The 25,783-nt window shown below is 45.4% G+C and carries 18 protein-coding genes; 8 read left to right on the top strand and 10 right to left on the bottom strand.

What is annotated here, in order from left to right; translation table 11 throughout:
* Positions 1–5: 5 nt before the first annotated feature.
* The 3 genes from FIV04_RS18405 to FIV04_RS18395 all read right to left on the bottom strand — a co-directional run bounded on the left by FIV04_RS18405 (position 6) and on the right by FIV04_RS18395 (position 4,919).
* Positions 6–1,136 (bottom strand): homogentisate 1,2-dioxygenase, encoded by a 1,131-nt coding sequence (locus FIV04_RS18405; RefSeq protein ID WP_152470033.1) that lies wholly within the window; start codon positions 1,134–1,136, stop codon positions 6–8.
* Positions 1,129–2,202 carry a 4-hydroxyphenylpyruvate dioxygenase gene (gene hppD / locus FIV04_RS18400; RefSeq protein WP_032553729.1) on the bottom strand — a complete coding sequence of 358 codons (1,074 nt, stop codon included), beginning with the start codon at positions 2,200–2,202 and terminating at the stop codon, positions 1,129–1,131. The genes FIV04_RS18405 and hppD overlap by 8 nt, the downstream gene beginning before the upstream one ends.
* A 341-nt stretch (positions 2,203–2,543) precedes the next feature.
* On the bottom strand, positions 2,544–4,919 hold the full coding sequence (locus FIV04_RS18395) for a response regulator (protein ID WP_152470032.1): 2,376 nt from the start codon (positions 4,917–4,919) through the stop codon (positions 2,544–2,546).
* Between the two features lie 86 nt (positions 4,920–5,005).
* Here FIV04_RS18395 and FIV04_RS18390 point away from each other — a divergent pair, with 86 nt between their 5' ends.
* Positions 5,006–5,764, top strand: a complete 759-nt coding sequence (locus FIV04_RS18390) for an ABC transporter substrate-binding protein (protein ID WP_152470031.1) — start codon at positions 5,006–5,008, stop codon at positions 5,762–5,764.
* A 53-nt stretch (positions 5,765–5,817) separates the two neighbouring features.
* Here FIV04_RS18390 and FIV04_RS18385 read toward each other — a convergent pair whose 3' ends face one another.
* Entirely contained in the window at positions 5,818–6,366 is a 549-nt protein-coding gene (locus tag FIV04_RS18385) for an NADAR family protein (RefSeq protein ID WP_152470030.1), read from the bottom strand.
* Positions 6,367–6,571: 205 nt separating this feature from the next.
* On the bottom strand, positions 6,572–6,766 hold the full coding sequence (locus FIV04_RS18380) for a PA3496 family putative envelope integrity protein (RefSeq protein WP_032553733.1): 195 nt from the start codon (positions 6,764–6,766) through the stop codon (positions 6,572–6,574).
* Positions 6,767–7,130: 364 nt separating this feature from the next.
* Between FIV04_RS18380 and FIV04_RS18375 the strand changes: the two genes are divergently transcribed.
* From FIV04_RS18375 to FIV04_RS18365, 3 genes are read left to right on the top strand one after another with little or no spacing between them, the layout of a single operon-like run.
* A complete protein-coding gene (locus FIV04_RS18375) occupies positions 7,131–7,955 on the top strand; it encodes an ABC transporter ATP-binding protein (protein WP_152470029.1) in 825 nt (274 codons plus the stop codon).
* Between the two features lie 9 nt (positions 7,956–7,964).
* Positions 7,965–8,897, top strand: coding sequence for an ATP-binding cassette domain-containing protein (locus FIV04_RS18370; RefSeq protein WP_152470028.1), 933 nt, complete (start codon positions 7,965–7,967; stop codon positions 8,895–8,897).
* Positions 8,894–9,370, top strand: coding sequence for a transcriptional regulator (locus FIV04_RS18365; RefSeq protein ID WP_152470027.1), 477 nt, complete (start codon positions 8,894–8,896; stop codon positions 9,368–9,370). The genes FIV04_RS18370 and FIV04_RS18365 overlap by 4 nt, the downstream gene beginning before the upstream one ends.
* Positions 9,371–9,764: 394 nt before the next feature.
* Here the strand turns inward: FIV04_RS18365 and FIV04_RS18360 are convergent, their stop codons facing one another.
* Positions 9,765–11,738 (bottom strand): replication initiator protein RctB domain-containing protein, encoded by a 1,974-nt coding sequence (locus FIV04_RS18360; protein ID WP_032553738.1) that lies wholly within the window; start codon positions 11,736–11,738, stop codon positions 9,765–9,767.
* Between the two features lie 1,262 nt (positions 11,739–13,000).
* On the opposite strand from FIV04_RS18360, the gene FIV04_RS18355 reads away from it, so the two are divergent.
* The 4 genes from FIV04_RS18355 to FIV04_RS18340 all read left to right on the top strand — a co-directional run bounded on the left by FIV04_RS18355 (position 13,001) and on the right by FIV04_RS18340 (position 19,434).
* Entirely contained in the window at positions 13,001–14,218 is a 1,218-nt protein-coding gene (locus FIV04_RS18355; protein ID WP_032553739.1) for a ParA family protein, read from the top strand.
* A 5-nt stretch (positions 14,219–14,223) separates the two neighbouring features.
* Positions 14,224–15,198 (top strand): ParB/RepB/Spo0J family partition protein, encoded by a 975-nt coding sequence (locus tag FIV04_RS18350; protein WP_152470026.1) that lies wholly within the window; start codon positions 14,224–14,226, stop codon positions 15,196–15,198.
* An 87-nt stretch (positions 15,199–15,285) separates the two neighbouring features.
* Positions 15,286–17,352, top strand: coding sequence for a tRNA(Met) cytidine acetyltransferase TmcA (locus FIV04_RS18345; protein WP_152470025.1), 2,067 nt, complete (start codon positions 15,286–15,288; stop codon positions 17,350–17,352).
* Positions 17,353–17,757: 405 nt separating this feature from the next.
* A complete protein-coding gene (locus FIV04_RS18340; protein ID WP_152470024.1) occupies positions 17,758–19,434 on the top strand; it encodes a DUF342 domain-containing protein in 1,677 nt (558 codons plus the stop codon).
* A 99-nt stretch (positions 19,435–19,533) separates the two neighbouring features.
* On the opposite strand, the gene FIV04_RS18335 is transcribed toward FIV04_RS18340, so the two are convergent.
* The 4 genes from FIV04_RS18335 to FIV04_RS18320 form a co-directional block, all read right to left on the bottom strand.
* Positions 19,534–21,648 (bottom strand): type I secretion system permease/ATPase, encoded by a 2,115-nt coding sequence (locus FIV04_RS18335; protein WP_150869792.1) that lies wholly within the window; start codon positions 21,646–21,648, stop codon positions 19,534–19,536.
* Between the two features lie 15 nt (positions 21,649–21,663).
* Complete coding sequence (locus FIV04_RS18330) at positions 21,664–23,574, bottom strand: EAL domain-containing protein (RefSeq protein ID WP_032553746.1); 1,911 nt, start codon at positions 23,572–23,574, stop codon at positions 21,664–21,666.
* 5 nt (positions 23,575–23,579) lie between these two features.
* Positions 23,580–24,245 (bottom strand): transglutaminase-like cysteine peptidase, encoded by a 666-nt coding sequence (locus FIV04_RS18325; protein ID WP_172974305.1) that lies wholly within the window; start codon positions 24,243–24,245, stop codon positions 23,580–23,582.
* 68 nt (positions 24,246–24,313) lie between these two features.
* On the bottom strand, positions 24,314–25,705 hold the full coding sequence (locus tag FIV04_RS18320; RefSeq protein ID WP_032553750.1) for an HlyD family type I secretion periplasmic adaptor subunit: 1,392 nt from the start codon (positions 25,703–25,705) through the stop codon (positions 24,314–24,316).
* Positions 25,706–25,783 lie beyond the last annotated feature (78 nt).

Raw genomic sequence — 25,783 nt, 5'->3', positions numbered from 1 at the left:
GCTTCCTACTTCTCTTGCCAACTGTAGACATATTGTTTGTTTTCTACCGCGCCGAGCTCATCAGCAAACGATAGAGCGTGGCGTGTATCAATCATGACGGCGACTTCATCGGTAAAGGTTTTCTTGTGCTCTAACCCCGCCTTGAAGGCTTTAGGGTGTGGGCCATGCGAGAAGCCCGCAGGATGAAACGTCACCATCCCGGCTTCGATGTTGTCGCGACTGAAGAAGTCGCCAGCATGGTAGAAGAGCACTTCATCATAATCGTCATTGTTGTGGTAAAACGGCACTTTTAGCGCACCAGGGTCGCTCTCTATCGGGCGTGGTACAAAGGTACACACGACAAACCCAGCCCCAACAAAAGTCGTGTGAGCAGATGGAGGTAAATGGTAACGGTGTGACATTAAAGGTCGGATATCGCGCCAATTGACCTTCACAACCGCCAGATCACCATGCCAACCAATCGCATCTAACGGATTAAATGGATAGGTGATCACGCTAGTCTGGTCATGGCGCTTCACATGAACCTGCGTCTCGTTTTCTGAGTATTGAGCTTGAAACGCCTCATCGATAGAAGGCACCTCAAGCACGGCCGGATCGAACACCGCATGATTGCCAACCATGCCCTTCTCCGGCAAGGTATACGCAGCGTCGGTGTTTTCAATCATCAAGATAAACATCGGCTCGTTAGGCTCTAAACGCCAGCTGGTGGAGCGCGGGATCATGACGTAGTCACCATCCCTCACTTCTAAGTGTCCGTAATCGCAGTAAAGGTGCGCGCTGCCTTGATGAATGAACAACAGCTCATCACCATCAGCATTACGAACTAGGTGCTCCATACTCTTTTCAACTTTCCAAACCCGAATCTTGCAGTCCGCATTGTGTAGCAAGTGTGGAACTTGCCAAGGCGACGCCTGAATAGCGGACTCAACGCGAGTAAAGTCAAACGCGCGAGGACGTAGCTCCCCCTCCCATTCCGACCAACCCGTGGGAGCGTGCTGATGATGAAAGTGTGCGGCGGGGCCGAAGAAGCCACTTCGACCTGCTTCGCGCTCATAAATCGCCTCCTTAGGAAAGTCGGCGTGCGCTTGCTTAGAGCAAGTACCCTCACGATGAGGAAAAGGGATCCATTTACTCATCAGTCAACACTCCGCGTCGGATCTGATCCTCTTCAATCGATTCAAACAGCGCTTTAAAGTTACCTTCACCAAAGCCCTCGTTACCTTTGCGTTGAATGATCTCGAAGAACACCGGCCCAATAACGGTTTGCGTGAAGATCTGAAGCAAGATGCCATCTTTGGTTGGTGCACCATCGATCAGGATACGCAAATCACGTAAACGACTGGTGTCTTCACCATGGCCTTTGACGCGCTGGTCGACTTTCTCATAGTAGGTGTCAGGCGTTGGCATAAAATCCATGCCTCGGTCACGCAAAGTCGAAACCGTTTGATAGATGTCGTCAGTAGTCAGGGCAATGTGCTGAATCCCTTCGCCGTTGTATTCGCGAATGAACTCCTCAATCTGAGATTTATCATCAGAAGACTCATTGATTGGGATGCGGATCTTGCCACACGGTGCAGTCATGGCACGGCTTACAAGACCCGTAAGTTTACCCTCGATATCGAAATAGCGAATCTCTCTAAAGTTACCGATACGCTCGTAAAAACCTGACCATAAATCCATATTGCCTTGTTTCACGTTGTGGGTCAGGTGGTCTATCTCATACAAACCGACATCGGCACCTGCTAGCCTTTGGTCCGCATCATCATAGAAGCGGAAATCGACGTCATAGATACTCTGTTTTCCATAGCGGTCAACGAAATACAAAAGACTCTCGCCGATACCATAAATCGCGGGAATGCTGAGCTCCATCGGGCCAATATCAGTGATGTATTCCTCGCCACCATTGTCCAATGCTTGTTTCAGCGCCACATTGGCATCATGAACACGAAAAGCCATGCCACAGACGGATGGGCCATGGACTCTCGCAAACTCCTCAGCTTGGCTGTGAGGCTGCGCATTGACGATAAAACTGATGTCCCCTTGTCGATATAACCACGCCTCTTTTGAGCGGTGCTTGGCAATCTCGGCAAAACCCAGTGACACAAACAGCGCCTTCAGTTGCTCTATCCCTTCATCATTAGCTGCTGTGTACTCAACGAATTCAAAACCATCCGTACCTAACGGGTTGTAGCTATCGACCATGTTTCTCTCCTTGTGAAAATTGCAGCACGTAGAACGCGCTTAACTTAAACTTGGAACAGAACTCGTGAGATTGAAAATCTTCAACAAAATCAGCAAAAACCACCTTTCACAATGAAAGATGTAAACAAGATGTTACACCCGAGAATAAAAAGGCTGAAAGCTAACCCAATCAAGCGATTGAGGATTAAAGGCGGGGTTTACAAGGCAAGTCAAGTGTGAATGAATTGTTACATTGAAGCTTGTCGCAGAATTCGGTTTCGCGTTGATAATGCAGTCACGCGAGCATAAAAAACGGGCCATACAACTCATCTTGTATGGCCCGTTTACAATTAATAAAGAAGTTAAATGATCTGCTGCTCGACTCCATCTTTATCGAGCACCTTCTTCGGCAGACTCAAAAACTTCTCGGCAGCAGCCAGCAGCTTATGTTGGTTAACAGGTTTAGCGATAAACTCATCCATCCCCGCTTCGAAGCAGAGGTGCTTATCTCTTTGAACCACGTTAGCGGTTAAAGCAACAATTGGTACATGTCGCTCAGACCCTTCTTCGATGGCGCGAATCAGCTTGGTCGCTTCGAAGCCGTCGAGGACAGGCATTTGGCAATCCATAAACACGATTTTGTAGTCGGCTTTTTGATACATCTCGACACCGATCTTCCCGTTTTCTGCGATGTCTACTTCAAGCCCCAATTTTTTGATCATCATTTTGGCCACTTGTTGATTCACTCGAGAATCTTCAACCACCAGCGCTTTACCTTCAAATTGAGGCAGTGGCGCTTGCTCAACTGGCGGCTCTACTTCTGGTTTCGGCTGCTCAGTAGCGACAGTTTTGAAAGAAACTTCGCCTCGATTTGCATAGGTGAAGCCTTGTTCAGAAGCTCTATTCGAGAGGACACGGTTCACCGTCCACTTCAGTTGGTTATCGTGATAAGGGCGCGCAATATATGCCACATAACCCACCTGCTTGGCTCTCTGTTCGTCTTCAAGGTGTGGGTCGGCGGATATCATCACAAGCAGTGGACACTGCTCTTTGAACCGTTGAGTTAAGGTATCTGCCAATTGGAAACCGTCGACTGAAGGCATCACTTTGTCGATCAATATCAAATCGTAAGGGGTGTTTTTCTCCAAAGATTGAGCGACAAGTTCAACGGCTCTCTCTGCGCCATCACAGCTCTGAGACTGACAACCGAATGCCTTCAGTTGTGCCGAGGTAATACGCATATTGAGCTGGCTGTCGTCCACTAGCAGTACCGACACCTTGCTCATATCCACTTGGGTTTGCGTCACTTCGCTGCACACATCGAAGTCAGCCGAGAAGTAGAAAGAGCTCCCCTTACCTTCGATGCTGTACAGCTCAAGCTTAGAGCCCATCAGCGTGACAATCTTCTCACAAATAGCGAGCCCAAGACCGGTACCGCCATAGTTACGAGTGGTACTGCCATCAGCTTGTTGGAACTTCTCAAAGATGCTGCGCTGCTTGTCTTCTGCAATGCCTATACCGCTATCTTTCACCTCAAACTTGATTCGAGCTTTGTCGCTGTTCGGAGCGCCATTTAATGATGGCTCTAGAGACAGAGAAAGAGTCACATGGCCCTGCTCAGTGAACTTGATAGCATTACCGACTAAGTTGTTCAGCACCTGACGAAGTTGCGTGCCATCACCTTTGATCACTGCAGGGATACGCGGATCGGTGACCAGTTGGAATTTGAGGCCTTTCTGTTCTGCTTTGATACGGAACGTCGATTCTACATCATCGATAATATTGGCAATACGAAATGGCTCAGACTGCAAGTCGAGGTGCCCTGCTTCGATTTTTGAATAGTCGAGGATGTCGTTGATCAGATCCAACAGCGTTAATGATGAGGTATTGAGCATGCGCACATACTCTTTTTGCTCTTTAGGCATATCCATATCTGCCAATAGAGATGACAAGCCAATGATGCCATTCATCGGAGTACGTATCTCATGGCTCATGTTCGCCAAGAACTCACTCTTGTTTTGGTTAGCCACCTCAGCGGCTTCTTTAGCTTGCTTTAACTCTTCGTACTGCTGACGAATACGCTCTACTGATTGGTTGTAACTGTACTCGAGTGTGGTGATCTCATCAGAATAGGTGTGTCCCACAGGTGTAAGCTTTTGCGGTCCGGCTTGCTGGTCTTGTTCATCTATTTGGGCAGAGATGGTCATCAAACGTCGAACGACAAGACGATAGACGACTGTCAGGCAAACGAGTGAAAGTAGGAATACCTTCACTGCTTCAAACACGGCTAAAACAAGTACACGATCAACAAAGTCATTCAGAATCAAATTGAGATCGGATTGAACCGTCAGTTTTGCCAGTGGGTATTCTTTTCCCCCTAGCTGATAGACCATATCCCAAGTTTTTGAATAGGCTCTGCCGATAATCGGCTGCCCTAGCTCAATCACAGCTTGATTGCTATCTTCAATCAAGAGATAACTGACCGTCGGCAGTTGGTAGACGCTTTCGGCTTGTACATTCAGTTGATCACGGTCTTCAACCCAAAGACTTGAGGTTAATCCAGGAAGGTGACCGGTTTTTACTTGGTCAATTTGAGTGCTGATGTAAGAAACGCGATCTTGGTACTCAACATATAGGCTGAGCCCTGTCACAATAACAGTGAACAAAGTGCTGATAGCGATGATTATCCCGATGAGTTGACGAGATAGTCCGATATAGCGCTTTCCTTGTTTCACCATAAATAAATTCCGTTTTTTAAGTTTAGTAAATTACTATTACTCAACTAGTATAATAGTAGTCGTCCTACAAATAACCAGGGAAGGTTATGAAAAAATATCTTCTTTCAACTGCAATAGCAGCTTTATTTTCAAGTGGTTACGCGGTGTCGTCTGAACCACTTCATTACTACATCATTGCTAGCCAAGCCCAACCTTTTCAGATAGAAGAGGAAGGTGGCGCTCACGAAGGCATGGTCACCGATATTGTTGAAGCCGTATTCCAAGACAGTGATTACGACATCAACTATCACACCTACCCATTCAATCGCATGATCTCGAAGCTGGAAGCTCGCGAGAATGACAACTGGGTAACCTATGGCAGCCCAAGCTGGGGGAATATCCAATCTGAGAACCTTTCAGACATTCCGATTTACAATGTAAAACACTCGCTCCTCAGCAGCGGAAAAAAACCATTTGAGTTCAATACCATCGATGACTTAGAGGGCAAAGCGGTAGTATTACTATTAGGTTTTGAATATCCAAACCTTGACCCTTACATCGCCGAAGGCAAGCTCAACGAAATTCGAGTAAAGGACTATACTGCTGCCTTCCGTGTTCTTAACCGTACCCCAGGTGACACCGTGTTTGTTGAGATGGAGTCACGTATTAAGTACAATCTCAAGGATCAAAACCTCGACGTCAATGACTACCAACTGCAAAGGTTCGGTTCGGTAATCAGTGACTATCCGATTCACCTCGCCTTTGACCCTCAAATGAAGCCTGAACTGCAATCATTTATCAATCAGCGCTTAGTAGAAATGAGAGATAATGGGCAACTTGATGATATTGTTGGTAAATACCTTTAATTAGCCAGATACCTCATCCCAAACGAAAGCCTCAAGTCTGTCTTGGGGCTTTTTTAGTGATGAACTTTAAAACTCTCTTTAGGGCGTGAAAACAGTAGAGGTACCGACAGCAAGTCACGCTCACTGTGTGTCGCTACAGGCTTTAAGCAGACGGGCTGATCATTAAGCTGGCTACGAACGCTCATCAAAATCTTGCCGAGGTGGTTTTCACCTGTCCCGTCTCCCCCATCGCCCCAGAAGCTGTCTTTGTGTGAGTGCTCCTTGATGACTGAGTCGCCGGTATTGATAAGAAACAGAGCAAAACAAGGATTCTGTTTGAATTTCTCGGTCACAATAAAGCGCATTACATCGACGCGAATGTCATACCAATCTTCACGCACTTGCTCATCATAATCGCGGCTCAATGCGAATGCCTCAGCAGGCGAACTTGCCATGTAAATCTGCTGTCTAAGCTTTTCGCAGGTAAACTTCATCGCTTGGTAATAGTGTTCGCTGGTCGCCCATACCTCATCGCCAACGCGAATCGGACAGGCCGCGAAATTTGAAAGGTAACCGTTTGGGTCTTCTGGCTCGTAAAACAGAACCTCTTTGCAGTTCGCCATCCTCTACTCCTCACCAACATTGCATCTCAGCGCTTATCTTTTTCTTTTAAAATTAGTGCTGCGTGATAGTGGTGTCAAATAGAGTGCGCCAGTGAAGTGCGAGTCTGTGAATGGGGTTCACTTAACCGCAGGGGCAGCATGCTGTAAATAGGGTGGAAATACAGATAGAGCGACGCTTGGTCGCTCTAAAAGGAATAATCAAAGATCAGTGAATCAGACCTAATTCTCTCGCTTCTTCAAGGCTCAGACCGCTTTCTCTAATTTCTCTAAGAGCCTCAATACGACGGCGAGCTTCAGCCGATTTCATCTGTTTCTCTGGTTTTAGGGATACTTCTTCATCACCATCCCACTTGTTGGCAATGTTCGTCATTTCATCATGGTTGATTGAATTAATGGACATGTTTTCCTCCGAAAAGCACCATGTAATGGACAGGTAATCTGTAGCAAATGCCATTTCTGTTGTTAAGATTTTCTGTACCGAAATGTGATGATTCCGACGCTTCATAAAGCTAATTAACAAATGCCTCATTTAAACTTTGCCAAGCCGAATTTATGCCATTACATTTAAAAGATTCCCCATAAGAAATGTGGTTTGATCTAACTCCCACTTTTGGCCACCTCACAACTCATTTCCTCACCTGAAAATTCCTGCAAACAGGTGCAAATTAATTACGAGTCACTTCAATATTTCTATGCTCTCTGCTTTTCCTAAAAGCACAACATGATATTGATAATTATTATCAATATCATAACGAGCGATAACTATGTCCAGTGAACTAAAAAGCACGCCATTGATTGAGGTAAAAAACCTCTGCGTGGACTACATCACCGACGATGGTGACTTCAATGCGGTGAAATCCGTGAGCTTTCATATTAGCAAAGGGGAAATTTTTGGCCTCGCCGGTGAGTCTGGTTGCGGTAAAAGCACCATCGCCTTTGCCATTAACCGTCTACACAAGCCGCCGGCGTTTATTTCCGGTGGAGAAATCTTGTTTGATGGGCAAGACCTTCTAAAACTCTCAGACTCGCAACTTAACACTCTGCGCTGGAGCGAGATTGCCATGGTATTCCAAAGTGCCATGAACTCGCTCAATCCAGTCCTAACTATTCAAGAGCAGTTCGCCGATGTGCTTCGCCACCATAAAGGGATGAGCGATGAGCAAGCTAAAGACCGAGCCGAAAAGCTCTTAGACTTGGTGAACATTCCACGCAATCGTCTCTCAGAGTATCCGCACCAGTTTAGTGGTGGGATGCGACAACGTCTTGTTATCGCCATCGCACTGGCACTCAACCCTAAGCTGATCATCATGGATGAACCGACCACGGCGCTTGACGTTGTAGTGCAGCGAGAAATCTTGCAGCAGATACACCAACTACGTGAAGAGTTTGGCTTCTCTATCCTCTTCATCACCCACGACTTGGCGTTGATGAGTCAGTTGTGTCACCGCATTGCCATTATGCGCTATGGCCAGATTGTCGAGGTCAACGACGCGCATGAGATCCGCAATAACCCACAACATGAATACACCCAAAAACTGTGGAGTTCATTCCCAAATATTCACGAACAGTCACACGCGATTGCGAGCTAGGAGAGCATGATGCAACAGCCAATTATCCAAGTTAAAAACGTCGTTAAAGAGTTCACTGTCGGTGGTGGATTGGGCAAAGAAGAAATTTTTAGAGCGCTACACGGGGTCAGCTTCGACCTATACGCGGGGAAAACTCTAGCGCTGGTGGGTGAATCAGGTTGTGGTAAAAGCACCTGCGCGAGATTGATGACCAAGGTCTACCCTGCCACTGAAGGTGAGATTTTGTTTAATGGTCAGGACATCTCTACGCTCAAGAGTCGTAAAGAGGTTCTCGACTACCGCAGCAAGGTACAGATGGTATTCCAAGACCCATTCGGCTCACTCAATCCGACCCATACCATTGAACATCATCTAACTCGCCCACTTAAGATTCACAAACAGGTCGACTCTAAACAAGCCCTTGAGAGCCGCCTCAAGGAGTTATTAGAGCTGGTTGAGCTTCCTATCGAAACTTTAGCTAAGTATCCACATGAACTCAGTGGGGGCCAAAGACAGCGTGTTAACCTAGCAAGAGCGCTAGGTGTTGGCGCACAAGTCATCTTGGCTGACGAGCCAACCTCAATGCTCGATGTATCGATTCGTTTGGGTGTACTCAATCTCATGCAACGAATGAAGAAAGAGCTCGGTATTGGTTTTCTCTATATTACTCATGATCTTGCTACTGCTCACTATATCGCTGAAGAGACCGCAGTGATGTACAAAGGGCAGATCGTCGAATGGGGCTCAACCCAATCGATCCTCACCAACCCGCAACATCCATACACTAAGCTGCTGATCTCAGCGGTGCCGGATCCTGATCTTCCATTTGGCGAACTGGTAAAAAATGAACCAAACTATTCGGTAGACGCGGATCTCGTACGTGAGAGAAGCAGTATTATTCAGCATAAGGTGAATAAAATTTCTGAAAATCACTATGTAAAACATTGGGATAGTGTTGCATGAATGAACTAGACGCATGGTTAGAGAGCATTGAAAATTGGTATCGTTCTCGAAAGCATGATCAAGTGAGTAAACTTGAAAGTCTGATCTTAACGCCTCCAGACGCGATCTGGGGGCCGTTGATTGATGATAAGCAGAGCAAGGCAATTGCATGTTGGCTCGATGGCTGTTTACGAGTTTATACCCACTACAAACAATCCACGACCGACCAGTCAGAGAAGGCCTTTCAGTTTGTGATGTTTGCCTACAGTAAGCTTCAGGCAGTGTCGAGCGACGCAACAGCTGAAACGGAGCTTCGTGATTGGTGCACTAAACGCATGCAGCATTTGTGTGTGCTCGCACTTGAGTTTGCCAACCAACAACAGGATCCGCGATGGCAAAGCGAATCGGAAAGGTTGATCGAATCACATGTGAAATTCATGACTCACCACCCTCATAACCATGATCAAGTAGGTCACCCCTCTTATTCCCACTGATAACGGAAAGATGATCAAGGCAATTAACGGGCGTTTCGATCTCACTCTTGATCATGCTTTCGATAATCAAACAAGAGCAATAGCCGACTAATTTCGTTGTTAGTGAGTTTACCTACTGATTTTAAGACAAAAAAAAGCGAGCTCCAGTGGAACTCGCGAAAAATCTATTCAGTATGATGTAACAAAATATGAGCCAATCTATTAATCATAAGAAAGGACAAAAGGTTGTCTATTCGGGATAAATAATAACCAGCATCCTCATGGCCAATGTCAGTGAATTGTCAGCGTTAGGTGGATTTACCATCAATATCCAATCAATTTCATTGAACGATTCATTAGGTCACTGTTTACTCAGCTCGTACTCTATCCTTTCATGCCTGTTCCGCCCACAAATTTAGTGGCCGATAGCCATCTCATCCAGTGCTAAAAAGACGTTTTCGTCGAGGTGCCCTTCGTGGATCTGCTTACACACTTTGCGTCTTACCGCCAACCCAGAGATCAAACGTTCGATCGATAGGTGTTTATTGGTATCACGATCGTTGTACAGCTCGATGGTACGACTTAACGTTTCGTACGGAATCACTTCTTCCGCAACTCTCAACCAATCGAGCTTCTCTACGAGCTCTGAACACTCTTCTTTAATCGAGGCGTGTGAATGCCCTGTCATAGCAGAGAGAGCCGTTATACTGCGTTCTAGAGCCTCTGGAGAGGTATATTTTGAGAGAGTAATGGTAATTTCATCAGCATTGATCTCTACAGAGTGTTTACGCAGCTTAACTCGGCGCCCTAATTTGCCACGAGGCGAAGGGGCTTTTCGTTGGATCGGTTCGAACTCACCATCGATGATCTCTGACAATTCTTCTAGCTTCTGTTTTGAAACCATTTCGTTACGCAGAGGGTTTGGTAGTGTCGGCGCCATATTACGTTTGCCCGCATTGGTGGTACGAGCGCGTGAATAGCGCAATACTTCTTCGACGTTACATTTAATATCCACCTGGTAATCGACGGTTTTGTCTTTTTCGATCATTGAGGTGATCGTTAAATGGTAACCCCATAAATTCACTAAGAAAGTATCGTCTTGATCGCTGACTTCACCCAGCTTTCTTAATTCTCGGATCAAATCCATCGAAAAACGACGCCAATCGATGTTTCTCGCGAGCTTCTGGTTAAGTTCGCTTAGCAACATACAATCTGAATGACGGCGTGCCATACGGCTTCTGAAGTAAGAGTAGAGCTGGAATACCAAGGTATGCTGCTTCAGGATCTCTGGTGGGAATAGGAAGAAGTAGTCTCGCGTGAGGAGTTCTTCGTAAAACGATGGTTCCCAAACAAGAATGTATAGATTCGGTTTAATACGGATTTCACCGTCAGCGCCTTCTGTCGGCGCTTCTTCCGATGCAGTGATTGTGCGTGCTAGGAAGCGGAATCGATCACTCTTGAAGCCCTCAGGCATATTTTCACTCAACCAACGGCCTGTCAGTTCATGCAATTGGAAATCGGTAAATTCGATACGATCAATACTATCGCGAATAGAATCACGAGCAGGACCACTGTCCTTCTTACCGCGTAAAGAAAGAATGTCGGTAATGTATAACGGCGTCTTGTTTGGTGTTGATTTCGCATCAAGATGATAATCATCTTGGTGGTGGTCATGATATTGCACGGTCAGTGTAAACAGTGCAAAAAGAGTCATGAGATCATCAACAGTCATTATGTTTTTCGATGATCTTGTCTCGATCACAGCGCGTGTTCCAGAGATCGAAACCATCGATTTTTGATAGCTTTTACGAGTACGCGGCGGCGCTAACGCTTGATCGATAATACCGGCCCAGTTTGTTGGTGAGACAATAAACTGATCCGCTTCATCTTTCATCGTTGGGGGAGTATTCAGACCATGTTCATTCAGCAAACGCTTGTTGACTTGTGTTTGAGCCAACGCTTTAGAACGCTTCTGTTTTTCGTTTTGTTTAACGCTTTCAGTCACTAAGCTGGTGGCACCGAGTACTGAAATTAGTTGATTCGGATTAACAAAGCGATGAAGCATGGTTTTTCCAGCTAAACCTTCTTCAAAGCGAACAGGAATCTGCTTAAAGAGACCAATGTTAACGGCTGCTCTGAGTCGTTGTTGAAGAGCAGCACGAGTCACCTGACCATCTGTCGCATCGATGATCTCGGTCGTAGATACATAACCATCTTTACTGCTAAAGCCACGCAAGGAGATAAGATTAAGGAGCTCAACAATACTTTTGGTGACTCCCTTAAAGTGTTGATACTGCTCTATCCATTCTACTGCGCTTTCTGATACCTCAAATAAATGACCATCTTTATGGCTTCTTGCCTTAATCAGTAACTTTTCATCTGGTTTCATCTTTGATCCGTATCACACTAGCCGTAATTTCACTATAGTTCCTGAAGAATAAAGAAAAAATGATCATAAATAAAGAGAATTTATTATCTTTTAAATAACTGATCTTTTTGATTAATCTGATCTTAAATGATTAAGTGATCTAATGATCTAGCGCTCGGGTGGCCTGTAAGTTACTGAATAATTGGGACAAAAATAAAAACCGTTGGAAAGCATGATCATAACAAGTCCGAAAACATGATCAAAGAAACTCGGAAAGCATGATCAATAAACCACAGAACAATGATCACTAAGTTCTTGTAACTATGATCATTATCGTTCCGAAAGCATGATCATTAGCATTCTACAGCTTATCCACAGACGTCGGTTAAGCGATGAACGCTGAATATCGAATGTGAGTAATAATTTTGGTGTATTTATCGGAACAATGATCATGGTAAGGCCTGTATTAATAAGAACTAGCCACAATTGTTGAATGTTTAAACGGATTCTGCGCTTTAAATATAGATTAATGGTGTAATGCTGGTTTGTATATTCTGTTGGAAGCATGATCAGGATATTCAATGACATTTGTATTTCAGTTGTGTGTCGATTGATTTATCAAGTAGAAACATGAGAATTGAGCTCAAAGCCCAGTCTGTCTACATTCTTCCGTAATTTAGCATTAAAATTACATGCTTCCGGAGTCGTATACTCTTGATCATTTTTCCGTAAATGGATCTTGTCCAAATTCATCTCGTCGCGATCCTATGTTTAGTCAACTCCCCTTGATCATGCTTCATAATACTGTGTTTGACGAAAGCATGAAAACTGAAGCCTCCTTGATCATCGTTCCGTTTTTAGAGACTGGTGAAACGCAAATAATGTCATTCTGATATTGGCCATCGTTAGATTCATGTTTATTGTTAGCAGCTAGAATCGAATGTACTTTTTCTTTCTACTATTCATAGACTGTTTTTTCAGTAGAAATCACATTCACCGTAGTTTGTGCTTGAATTTCAATCGTTCCGAGAAAAACGGCCAATTTTTCATTTACATTGTAAATTAGTGACATTGTAACACTTTAAATTTATGGCTCTACATCGGTAGTTGCAGCCATTGTTTTGAGTTATTTTTGTTCACCTAGGTAGGTCTCTTAACATAGAAAACAACATATACCATCAATTTTATGTGATTTTACTCATAAATGGATGTTCATGTTTTTGTTGGATTTATTGTTATTTGCTGTACAATTCTAACTAAGTTAACCATAACGGAAATTGGCAATGAAAAGAGAACAAACGATTGATAAGCTCTATCAGCTAGCCGAACAGACTCAACAAGTTCAGGCTGACCGAATTGAGATCATCTTAGAAGAGCGAAGTGATGAACACTTTCCTCCAATGTCTAAGGCGATGATGGAGACACGCTCTGGCCTGACACGTCGTAAGTTGGACGAAGCGATCACAAAGCTTGAATCTGAAGGTCACCAGTTCACAAAGAATAACGCCAACCACTACTCAATTTCTCTTACCGAAGCACACATGCTAATGGATGCTGCGGGTGTTGCTAAGTTCCATGAACGTAAGAAACACGCAGATAATAAGCCTTGGATAATCAACGTTCAGAACCAGAAGGGTGGTACCGGTAAATCGATGACAGCTGTACATTTGGCTGCTTGTCTCTCTCTTAACTTGGATAAGCGCTACCGCATCTGTCTAATTGACCTTGACCCACAGGGCTCTTTACGTTTGTTTTTGAACCCACAAATTAGTGGTGCAGAGCACGACAGCATCTATTCAGCGGTTGATATCATGCTGGACAACGTTCCTGAAGGGCAAGAAGTTGACGCTGAGTTCTTACATAAGAACGTACTACTTCCTACGCAATACCCAAATTTGAAGACCGTGTCAGCGTTCCCGGAAGATGCAATGTTCAATGCGGAAGCTTGGCAAAGCCTTTCTCAAGATCAGTCTTTGGACATTGTTCGTCTATTGAAAGAGAAGTTGATTGATAAAATCGCTGACGACTTCGATGTCATTATGATTGATACAGGTCCTCACGTTGACCCGCTGGTATGGAATGCAATGTACGCATCGAACGCATTATTGATCCCATGTGCTGCAAAACGTCTGGATTGGGCATCAACAGTTAACTTTTTCCAGCATCTACCAACAGTTTACGAGATGTTCCCAGACGACTGGAAAGGGCTTGAGTTCATTCGCTTGATGCCAACAATGTTTGAAGATGACAACAAGAAACAGGTTTCTGTACTAACCGAGATGAATTACCTGTTGAATGACCAAGTTATGATGGCAACCATTCCTCGTAGCCGTGCATTTGAAACTTGTGCCGATACCTATAGTACGGTTTTCGACTTAACGACAAGTGATTTTGAGGGTGGTAAGAAGACGCTTGCTGTCGCTCAAGATGCCGTTCAAAAGAGTGCGCTTGAACTAGAGCGCGTATTACATAGCAACTGGCCTTCACTTAATCAGGGATAATTAACATGGCAATTAAAACATCTGATCTAAATGCAAAGCTATTTGGTAAAGCGAACAAGCGCCGAGTAGCGACTCCTCAAGAAGCTCAAACCGCAGCAAAAGAGCAGGCTCAAGTTATTGAACTGGCTGTTGCTGGTGAACAAATGGTTTCTTTTGAACTGGTTCGTATTCCTGCTGACAAAGTTGCAACGCAAACTGTCGTATTCGAAGAGAATGCTCGTGAGCAATCTTTCCTAAACGAACATGCACTTTCTGACGTTTTAACCACTCTTAAAGAGCGCGGACAACAATATCCTGCTGTTGGTCGTAAGAACAAAGATGGCAAGATTGAGGTTCTAGACGGTAGCCGCCGTCGTATGTCTTGTATTCTTGCTGACAAAGAATTTCTTATCTATGTAGCAGAGAACATTAACGGTGAACATGCTAAGTTCCTTTCTGATGTGGCTAACGCACACAAACCTCTATCGCTTTATGAGAAAGGTAAAGAGATGCAAGCTAAGCTAGATAAAGGCGAAGCTGAGGACCAAAAAGCATTGGCGAAAATGTTCCAGTGCAGTGAAGCATTAGTGAGTGGCGCATTGAAAGCCGCATCACTTCCGTTAGAGCTGTTACAAGCATACCCAAATGTGAGCGATTTAGGTCGTCCAACAATCGTTAAACTGCACAAGCAATTTGGTGCCCTTAACGAAGAACAGCAACAAAGCTTGCTAACTAAATGCGATGCAACCGATGGTTTTGTTTGGCAGCGTAGCGACGCTCAAGGTGTTACTCGTTTGACTAAAGATGTGACAGAAACACTAGAGAACTGGATTTCTGAACTTGCGCCAGCACCGGCGAAAAAGACAACGCCAAAAGTTGAACTTGTTAAAGGCCGCGCTTCTTACAGTCGTAAAGGCGCTAACTTGGCATTGAACCTTAAAAAAGTTGATGATGCGACCATGGAAGAAATTCTCGCTTTTGTTCAATCTAAGCTGAACTAAGCTCCTCACTTACCGATTAAAAGCCGCTTGATGCGGCTTTTTCTTTACCTGTGATAAACTGTGTTTAGACGAATTTGGACGCAATTTATGACGACTCTCCCTTTCTTAACTCAACTCTCCGCAGTAGCCCTAAATAATAACCACCGCTATGGTGTCCTACTCGAAGGCGATCAAGCGTGGCAATCTCAAGAGCTTGAGTCTTATCTCTCTGATTTAGACAGCCCCACGGCTTTTGTTTTGGGTGAACTAAGCGTAGCCGACGCTACAAATATCGCCTTCAATAAAGGCCAACAATTATTAGGGCAAGAGTGCCAAGTTCTGATTTGTGATTTTAGAACAGGGTTTGATGCAAATAGTTTTACCGCGGCATTAGGTGCGCTAGTTGGGGGAGGGGTGTTATTTGTCATCCCGCCAGCAGGCCATGAAACTACTTTATCGCAAGTTTGGTTGAGACGTCAGTTTGATAAGCTTATCTGTTTATCGCAAAAGGCGCTGTCAGAAGGTTCTGAAGTGGCTGGCGTATCTGCAATGCCGGCGCTACCTGAAGTGGTTGTCACACCAGATGGTTTCGATAAGTATGAGCAACAAAAGCTCGCTATTGAAGCGATTGAAAAAGTAATGTTTGGTCACCGCAAGCGCCCACTTGTTTTAACTGCTGACCGTGGTCGTGGTAAAAGCTCCGCGTTGGGTATCGCGTCAGCTAATATTATTAAGGCTAAAAGCTCAGTCACGATTGTAGTTACTGCGCCGAACATCAAAGCGATACAGCCTCTGTTTGAACATGCGCAGAAGTTGTTTCCTAACTCTTCTATGGAGAATCGACATACGCTCGTCCATGAACAAAGCAAAATTGTCTTTGTTGCTCCTGACGAAGTACTAAGAACACAACCCGATTGCGACCTTTTGTTGGTTGATGAAGCTGCAGCAATCCCGTTGCCTATGTTGAAACGTATGGTTGAAAGCTATCATCGTATGGTTTTCTCAACTACGGTTCACGGATATGAGGGCAGTGGACGAGGCTTTGGTATCAAGTTTGAAAAGTGGCTGTCTGAGCAACGCCCTAATTGGCGCTCGTTTAAACTTGAACAACCAATACGCTGGAACGTACACGATCCGTTGGAAAGTTGGTTGTTTGATACTTTCTTGTTGGATTCTGATATCGAGGCTCTACCAAAGGATGTTGAACTTGATGGGTTGTCTTGGTATCAGTTTGATAAACAAACGCTACTCGACAATCCTAGAGTCCTTATTCAGTGTTTTGGTTTACTAGTCAGCGCTCATTATCAAACGTCGCCTAATGACTTGATTCAACTTTTAGATAACCCTCAAATGTCACTGCACGCACTGTTTTCAGACCAGCATTGCTTGGGTTGCATTCTAACGGTTGAAGAGGGCGCATTGTCAAATGAACTTATTCAAGATGTTCAGCTTGGTAAGCGTCGCCCTCGCGGCCATTTGGCTCCAACACTTCTCGCTAACCATTTAGGTCTTGATAAAGCTGCAGTGCAGAAATGCCTTCGAATTATGAGAATTGCTGTTCACCCTGATATCCAAGGGCAGGGCTTAGGACATCGAATGATTGGCCACTTGGTCAAAGCAAATGCAGAGTTCGATTATTTGGCAACGAGCTTTGGCGCGACCGGCGAGCTAGTCGACTTCTGGTGCAGTAATGGCTTCGTCTCAGTACACTTTGGCCACCAGCGAGATCAGTCGAGCGGTTGTCATTCATTGCTGATGTGTCTAACTTTGAATGAAGAAAGTCGTCATTGGGTTGAGGAAGGGAGTCTCTATTTTTACTCCGGCCTTCGTTATCTGTTGTCCACGACATACCGCTCGCTTGAACCAGCCATTGTGCGTTCATTGCTATCCTCTCAACCACGCCAACTTTTGGTTGAGGATATTAATCCTCTACTCGGTTATTACGTTGACGGAGGGAACAGCTTTGATAGTGTTGGTTTCATGCTAGAGAACTTAATCTATAACTTGGATAAAGTGCAGCTAGAGCAAACGAGTGATTTACTGCTTTGGAAAGTTGTACAGAAAAGAACTTGGACAGAGTGCTGTGAGTTATCCAATCTTGCCGGTCGAAAGCAAACCGAATCAACCCTTCGTCACGATCTTGGATTACTGCTCTCCAATTTACAGTGTAAATAGCGCCACCATTTAAACCGCCTCAATTATCGATTTACAGTGTAAACTGAATGACAACTCAATTTACACTGTAAACTCACTTCCTCTAAGTGTTCTCATCGCTTTCTTATTTTATCTTCTCTAGCAGCTTGAAATTCTCGAGGTTTGAACTAGCAACACCCATACTTAGGTTTGTTGAGCCCCTGGGGAATATCCTGTACTCCAGCACATAATTGGCCTTTGACGATGCCCTTCAAATCAATTTAATGCTTTAAGTCAATAAGTTGCTAATTGATGTGTAGTAGCTCATTATTGAGAAAATATTGAGTAAAGTGACTTATCCCTTGTTATTGAAAAAGGAATATGTTCACAAAACAGTATCTTCTATAAACTGAAATCATACTCTTTTGCTAAGGAAGTGGCAGTCGTATGTGGGACAACATAGTTACATTGTCTGAGGACGGAAATGAAGTGATTGCTCGTTTGCAATCTGGTTTTGTCGTGGACAGCAGTTTCGACCAGAAGGAGCTTCCTGCATCATTAGAGAAATTGGAAGCTAGCCAATTCTATCCTTTAGACGATGAAATCATTCGCTTCGTGAACCTAGCAAAAGAGGGGAAGGGGGAAGCGTATGAAGGCGTGGCTGTCGCTGAAGTACGTAATGCAAGTATGGTCGTAGAGCTATCTGACGATGAGATGCTTGCAAGTATTACTGTTACTGGTGCTTACGCAGGGCGTGGGTTAAGAGGTGCTGAAATTGTACATGCACTTGCTCAGGCTCATGTAACTAAAGGCATTAATAAACTGGCATTGAAAAAAGTGCTAGTGATGAGCAACAAACTTAAAGCGGGGGAGAAGTTCACCCAAGCCGTTGCTCAAGGTAAACAACCCGTAAAAGGGAAAGATGCAAAATTTGAAGCGCTCGTTCCTGACATTACTCACCAGGTCCTTAAACCACGCAGCAAAGAGTCTGGCAAAATCGATATGCGAGACTTGGGCGAAACCATCACAGTCGGAGAAAACGATCCTGTAATGAGGCGAACGCCAGCAACCAAAGGTACTGCTGGTTTTACTGTTCAAGGAAAACTTCTTCCGCCACTCCCTGGTAAAGATAGCCTGCTCAAACCCGGCAAAGGAACAACCATCTCTTCTGATGATCCGAATCTTCTTGTCGCAAACTGTTCAGGACTCCCACTTATTAAAGAGCGCACCATCGAAGTTGATGAGGCGTTGTGCCTAAACAGCGTTAGTGTCGCAACTGGTCACGTTAAGTTTAAAGGGAATGTGTTTGTGTCCGGCAACATCGACCCGGGCATGGTGGTGAAGGCGACGGGCAGTGTTACGGTTGGCGGGTTTATTGAATCAGCCGAAGTACAAGCACAAGGAGATATAAAAGTCGCGAAAGGTATCATTGGTCACACGGTTAAAGAGGGAGAGAGTAAAAGCTGTAAGGTGCTGACCAAGGGAGCAATTGAAGCGAGCTACGCTCAGTACTCAGAACTGCAAGCAGGCACTGATATTAGGCTGACAGTACACAGTATGAGTAATGAAATACGCTGCGGTCACGATTTGATTGTGGTTGATGGGATGAAGAGACACGGCACGTTAAGCGGCGGTGAAGCGAAAGTCGGTGGAAAAGTAGAGTGTGTCTTCCTTGGTGTTGAGGGTGATACCGCAACTAAGGTTCACTGCTTTGCTCGCTATGATAGCTACAAGCAGAAGATGGGTGAGTTGAGAGACGTTTATAAAGCAGCTCAAGAGAAAACCATGGATGTGATTCGCCAAGAGTTGGAATTCAAAAAGCGACCTAAAGCGGAGCGTACAGACGAAGAGGCGCAGCGCATAGAGTCAATGAAGGAACAGAACAACCAAGCGATTGAATCGACTAAGCAGCAGATTGATAGCCTTGAGGCTGAATTTGATACGCTACTTGAAGAGTGTACTGTCGAGGCGCATGAGAAGGTCTATACCCGTGTGACGATTCAATATGGCGATGAAACCGTAACGACTAAGCGCACTCATGGTGGCAGTGTGTTCTCGTTTAACCAATATGAGATTCAATGTTCGTTCAAGATGGAAAAAGAAGATATTGGGGAACAGCTGTAGCTACGTCATTAATTCTTATGAGCAGAGAACGATAGAAATAAAAAAGGAGCCAGTGGCTCCTTTTTACATTTAGGTTGAAAGGTTAATCCTTGTTTGGACTTAGCTAACTGCTCTCACTTTTCCTTGTTTAAGGTCAGACAGTACTTTGGCTTTTGGTCCATCGGCAATGATGCAGCCTTTCTCCATTACAATCACACGGTCTACCACATCTAGCATCGACGTCTTGTGAGTAATAAGGATAAGTGTCTCGCTCGGCAGCAACTGATTCAGTTGGTGCTTGATGTGCATCTCTGAGCGGTTATCCATCGCACTTGTTGGCTCATCCATCAACAGTACAGGAGGACGGCCTAGGAAAGCGCGAGCGATGGCCACTGCTTGACGTTGGCCACCTGATAGTAATCCGCCACCTTCACCGACTTGGCGTTCTAAGCCCGCAGGGTCTTGCTGAGTGAAGTTCGTTACACCTGCTCGGTTGGCAGCGTCCATCACATCGCGATCATCCACTAACGGACGGCCTAGAGTGATATTGTCACGAACAGAACCGTAGAAGAGGTTACTGTCTTGTGGAACACAGCCTATATTGCGACGTACGTCGACGTGATGTAGTTGCTCCATATCGGTATCATCAATGCGTACATGGCCCTCTGTAGGCTTGTATAGGCCCATAATGAGGCGCTCTAGTGTTGTCTTGCCCGAACCAATACGGCCAATGATGGCAACTTTCTCACCCGGAGTAATCGTCAGGCTGAGGTCGCGCACTGATGCAATTGGTGAATCAGGGTAATGGAAAGTCACTTTATCCAGTGCAATGTGGCCTTGAATGATTGGGCGGTGGATATAGCGTTTACCTTCTTCTTGCTCATCAGGCATATCCATAACCTGCTCGATCAACGTCATCGATGACTTGGCTTGGTTGTAGCGAGTCGAAAGAATAGAGAGCTGAACTAGTGGACCAATCGCACGACCACTCAACATGGTTGCTGCAATCAAACCACCCATGGTGAGATCGCCTTCGGCAATCAAGTACACACCAAAGATGATCATACCTACGTTAGTACTTTGTTGAACGAACCCGGCTGTATTCTGGATACTGTCGGTGATTCGGCGGCTCTTAATATTCCAGTTTGCCATGTGAGCAACGGCTTCTTCCCAACGGAATTGAAACTGACTTTGCGCACTGAAGAGCTTAACGGTTTCTAGACCAGCTAAGCTTTCGATAAGGTTCGCGTACTTCTGCGAAGCAAGACGAGAACCCTCTTCGATAGTGCGGCGCAGAGGTCCTTGAATGATGATTGCATAGATAACCAGAATTACGACACCGACAATCGGTACATACACCAGATCACCAGCCATCAACCAAATCAGAGTTAGGAACAGAATCGCGAAAGGGAGATCAATCAGAGAGCCAATCGTAGCGGAAGTGAAAAACTCTCGGATTGATTCGAACTCTTGTAAGTTCTTGGCGAAAGCACCCACGGAGGCTGGTTTCGCTTCCATACGAATCCCGAGAACCTTACTAAATAGCTTCGAAGAGATCAGGATGTCAGACTTTTTACCGGCAATGTCGATGAAGTAGCTGCGCATTAATTTGAGCAGTAGGTCGAAGATGAACACCACAAATATGCCACTCGCCAATACCCAGAGCGTCTCAAAGGCGAGGTTGGGCACCACTTTGTCATACACCAAGCGCGTAAACATCGGTGCAGCAATCGCGAACAGGTTGATTAGAATCGAGGCGATCAACACATCACGGTAGATCTTTTTCGATTCCCAGATAGTGCCCCAGAACCAGTGGCCATGACGTGTTTTCAGAATCTCAGGTGAGCGTTCATCATAGCGGAACTGTTTTTTAACCAAGAAGTAGCGGCCAATAAACTGTGCTTTTAGCTCTTCCAACGGAATGAGAATCGGCACCATGCCACTTTCAGCGGTAATGATCTCCGCTTCTTGTTTCTGAAAATCAATTCGGTTGAGAACACACGCTTCGCCCTGCTTGAGTAGCAGCACTGCTGGCAGAATCAGTTCTGGAATACTCTCTAGGTTTGAGCGGTTCTCTTTGGCAACTAACCCTGCACGTTCTGCTGAACGAGGAAACAGGAAAGGGGTGAGTTTACCATCCGCAAGAGGCAGCCCGTTGACGAGCGCCTCTGGAGAGTTTGCTAGACCGTAGTATCGGCTGACGTATATCAGCGAATTCAGTAATGGATCTTGCATTAAATAACCACCTTACTACTTATCAACGATGAAGCCTTGGAACACTTCAACATAGTTGTCTGACAATGTATCAAGCTGCGTTTGAGTCTCGATACGTGAGGCGATGGTGGTGATACCCAAGTTATGTGCCGTTCTAGAGATCGACGTTAGAGTGAATTTCTGTTTCTCATCATCCAAGTTGTGGGTGTAGAGGTAATCCAGCTTAACGTAACCAGGGCGGAACTCATTAATGTATTCCAGAGACTGGAAGTTACGACCGTAATTATCGACACCAAATACTGCGTTGGTGTTGCGTATTGCGGTACACAGTAGTGCCGTATAGTGCGGTTCATTAACGAAGCAGTTCTCAGGGATTTCAAAGTGCAGCATGTCACAGATAGATGCGTTTTTGCTTAGTGTCTCACCAACCCAGCGGATGAAGCTTGGTTCTGAGATACTGCTTGCTGAGATGTTGATCGCCACTGGTGTAGTGATTTCTTTAGCGTGTAGCTTCTCAATCATTTTCTCGATCACGTACTGATCAAGTTCATGACTGGCGCCGAGTTGTTCAAGTGCAAATAGGTATTGAGCCGCGCTGTAGCGAACGCCGTCTTTTTCAATCGCGGAGAACACCTCTTGGTGGAAGGTTTTACCGAAGCTGTTATTCGCTGCTTGCAGACGGAAGGTGAAGAGATCATTGATGATGGCTTCTTCAACCAGTGTACGCCACTGCTGTTTACCCATTACTGCGCCGTGATCATCGGCAGTAATGTAGCCGTAACTCATTTCACGGTTCGCTTTTGCTACAGAGAGGGCGTTATCCACCAGCGACATGATTTCTGTGCTGGTCTTGCTTTGGCTACTGTGAGTCACACCAAGTGAGATATTAGCGCGAGCCGTCCCAGTTGGATCGGAGCCCAACCCTTGAACACAGTTAACAATGCTGTCTGCGATGAGTTTGAGTTCGCTTTCATCGATATTTGGCAAGATAAAGCCGAACTCATCTTTTGAAATACGAGCCATGGTTAGATCTGGTGATGAGATAGAGGCCTGTAAGTGCTCTGCTAAGTCGTGGACAAGTGCATCGCCCTCTTGGTAACCCTTATCATCGTATTCGTCAGCAATGAACTGTGCTTGCAGAACCGCTAAGCCACCGACGCTGGATTCCGCCAACCATTGATTGAGTTGAGACATGTAGTAAGCACGGTTGCCGAGTTGTGATACTGGGTCGATGTAGGCACGTTCACGCAGGCGCTGAGCTTCTTGAGCTTGATTCTTAAAGGCTTGTTCAACTTGCGTCGACATATGGTTAATACCATCAACGACTAAGATCAGATCCTTTGTTTTCGGGCGAGCAAGGGGTTCACCAAATTGGTTCTTCGCAATCTGGTTCATTTTGGCGATGATCAAGTCGAGTGGTTTCAACGATCGTTTTACGATCCATGAAATGGCCAATAAGCCAATCACAAAAATAAGAGCAAATACGGTTGCTAGGCGAGTAAAAGATTGCCAAAGCTGTGAGTATGCTGGACCTGGGTGGCTAACAATTTCCACTTCGGCCAACTGCATCCAACCACTAGTGATAACACGACGATCATGGATTGGTTCAAACAGGTCGAGCGAAGTAAACCAGCTAGGTACAGTGCTCGGTTTTACCGGGTATGAACGCAGGATGTCGTCGCCACTATCAAGGAAGATGAGCCTTACGACCGAATAGGAGCTGCCATCAAACAATGCATTGATGACCGACTCAACCGCGATTGGGTCTTTGTCCTCTAGGTAAGGAGCTAGCGCTAAACCAACGGTATTGATGGTATTGCTTACCTCTGAGCGCTGCTGCGCTTCTAGGTGGCCTCGAGTGGTATTAAATTCGATCATAAATACTGATGTCATCAGTAATATAAAGACCGCTACCATCCCGACTACAAGCTGTTTATATAAAGTCATTGTACCTACTCATCGTAATTGATAATGGGTTTGTTTAATTTTAGAGAGCGCTCGCGTGAACGAAGATCGTTCCACAAGCTCAATCTGGATGATTTACCTGCAAGCTGTCCGTTTCCTGCTGAAGACTTCATTAGCCATAGGTTCTTACCGTTAAAACTGTATATCGGCAGCAAGTCTCTGCGAGTTGACGCTCGTTTAATCTCTGGATTCAAGTTATCCAAAATGACGGGTTCTGCGCTGGGCGTGGAGTAGTAAGCCAGTACCATGTGGAACTGATTCAGCTCCAACGCTTTTACGTAGACCAGTCTCAATTTTTTGTCGGGTACACCGAGTTCCAGTAGCGAAAAGTATTTAGCGATGGTGAAGTCTTCACAGTCGCCTGCATTACTTCCTAGAAACTCGAGTGGCGTAGCCCAGTAGTCTTTTTTACCCCACAGCACGATATCGTCGACGAAGTAGAGTTGGTTGAAGAATCGATTGACCGACTCCAGTTTTTGCGTCTCACTTTGAGTGCTGAACTGGTCGATATTCGATCGCCATGTTTCCACGCGTTTAGCGGCCCTTTGACCATAGGTTTCAGAAACCGCACTCACCCAACGCTGCTCAGTGGTATTCAGTGCAAATGATGCACAAGACGATATCAATGTCAGCAACGCAACTGCGGAACGAATCTTCATTGGCAAACTGCCTTGTTACTGCGGCAGTTATCTGTGTAGAAAGGGGAAAACATCACACACCCTTACTCTTTCAATGCGTTGTTTTGAGCGCTAAGTATCGGCTTCAACATGTAATCTAGAACGGTCCTCTTACCCGTAATAATGTCAACCGATGCTGTCATGCCTGGAATAATTGGCAGCTCTTCGTTGTGTCCAAAGCTGTACTTTTCGGTGCGTACACGCACGATGTAAAAACTGTTACCTTCTTCATCTTGAGTCGTATCGGCACTGATGTGCTCCAACACGCCCTCTAGACCACCATACTTGGTGAAGTCATAAGCACTGAACTTAACAATGGCTGGTAGCTCTGGACGTAAAAAGGCGATGTCTTGCGGCGCGATCTTGGCTTCCACAAGCAACGAATCTTCGGTGGGTACAATCTCAACAATATCCATACCTGGCTGGATAACACCGCCAACGGTATTGATACCTAAGGTTTTGACGGTACCTGTCACAGGGGAGATAACCACGGTTCGATTAACTCGATCTTCCAAGCCAACGGCTGATTCGGTAAGAGCGGAGAGCTTATCTTGCGCTTGGTTAAGCTTCTCTTGCTGTTCTGAACGGAATTTAAGTGCTGCATCGACGCGGCTGAGCATAGACTCTTTGATCGCCGAACGTAGTACAGGGATTTTTAGCTCGCTAGAAGTCAGCTCACGGCGCGTATCGTTCACTTGTCTTTGTAGTTTAAGAAGCTCGATACGAGGTACCACACCCTCATCAGCAAGCGGCTTGGTGATATCCAGCTCTTTGCGAGCAAAGTTGTAGCTTTGGCGCAGGTTATCGACACGGGCTCTCACCTCTACCAAGTCTTGCTGCTTCTGTTCAACTTGTTGTTCAAAAACAGAGAGTTGGTTACGAAGATTATTAAGGTCTTGGCGGTATTCGGCTTTCTGGCGTTGAATCAGATTAGGCTGTCGCTCAATAAACTGTGGAGGGAATGCCAGCTTGCCGTAGTTGAGTGTGACGCTCTGTTGCCAATTGTCGACAGAGAAGTTTTCGTCAATCACCACGCTGGTCAAAGAGGCAGAAAGCATCAGTACGCTTGCAGTCAGGTTGGCCACCTGTTGCTCGCGTTCGCGGAAGTCGGAACGGAAACGAGTATCATCGATAAGGAGCAGTTGCTGGCCTTTTTGTACCTGTTGGCCTTCCTTTACAAGGATCTCTTTCACCAAACCGCCTTCAAGGTTCTGGACTACTTGAATTTGAGAAGAGGGGATGACTTTGCCTTGGCCGACAGTGACTTTGTCAATCTCGGCCCAAGCCGCCCATCCGATCGCAGCAACAAAGAATAGAACGATAACCCACAGCATGATACGCGCGCTGGTTGGCGTATTGAGTAGCAGTGCCGCTGTTTTATCATCGACGTACTCAAGTTCGGTATCGTTCAGCTTGTTGTAACTTTTTTGGCTCATAACAATCCTTGTCTGCGAAATTTGGTGCAAGCCTATTGAGTGTATTCTTAGTTTTAAGAAATGTTAAGATCTTGTTCC

Source organism: Vibrio sp. THAF190c, assembly GCF_009363355.1.
Taxonomy (GTDB): Bacteria; Pseudomonadota; Gammaproteobacteria; order Enterobacterales; family Vibrionaceae; genus Vibrio; species Vibrio fortis_A.
The sequence above is the reverse complement of the archived record's forward strand: the minus strand, read 5'-3'. Positions and strand labels throughout refer to the sequence as shown.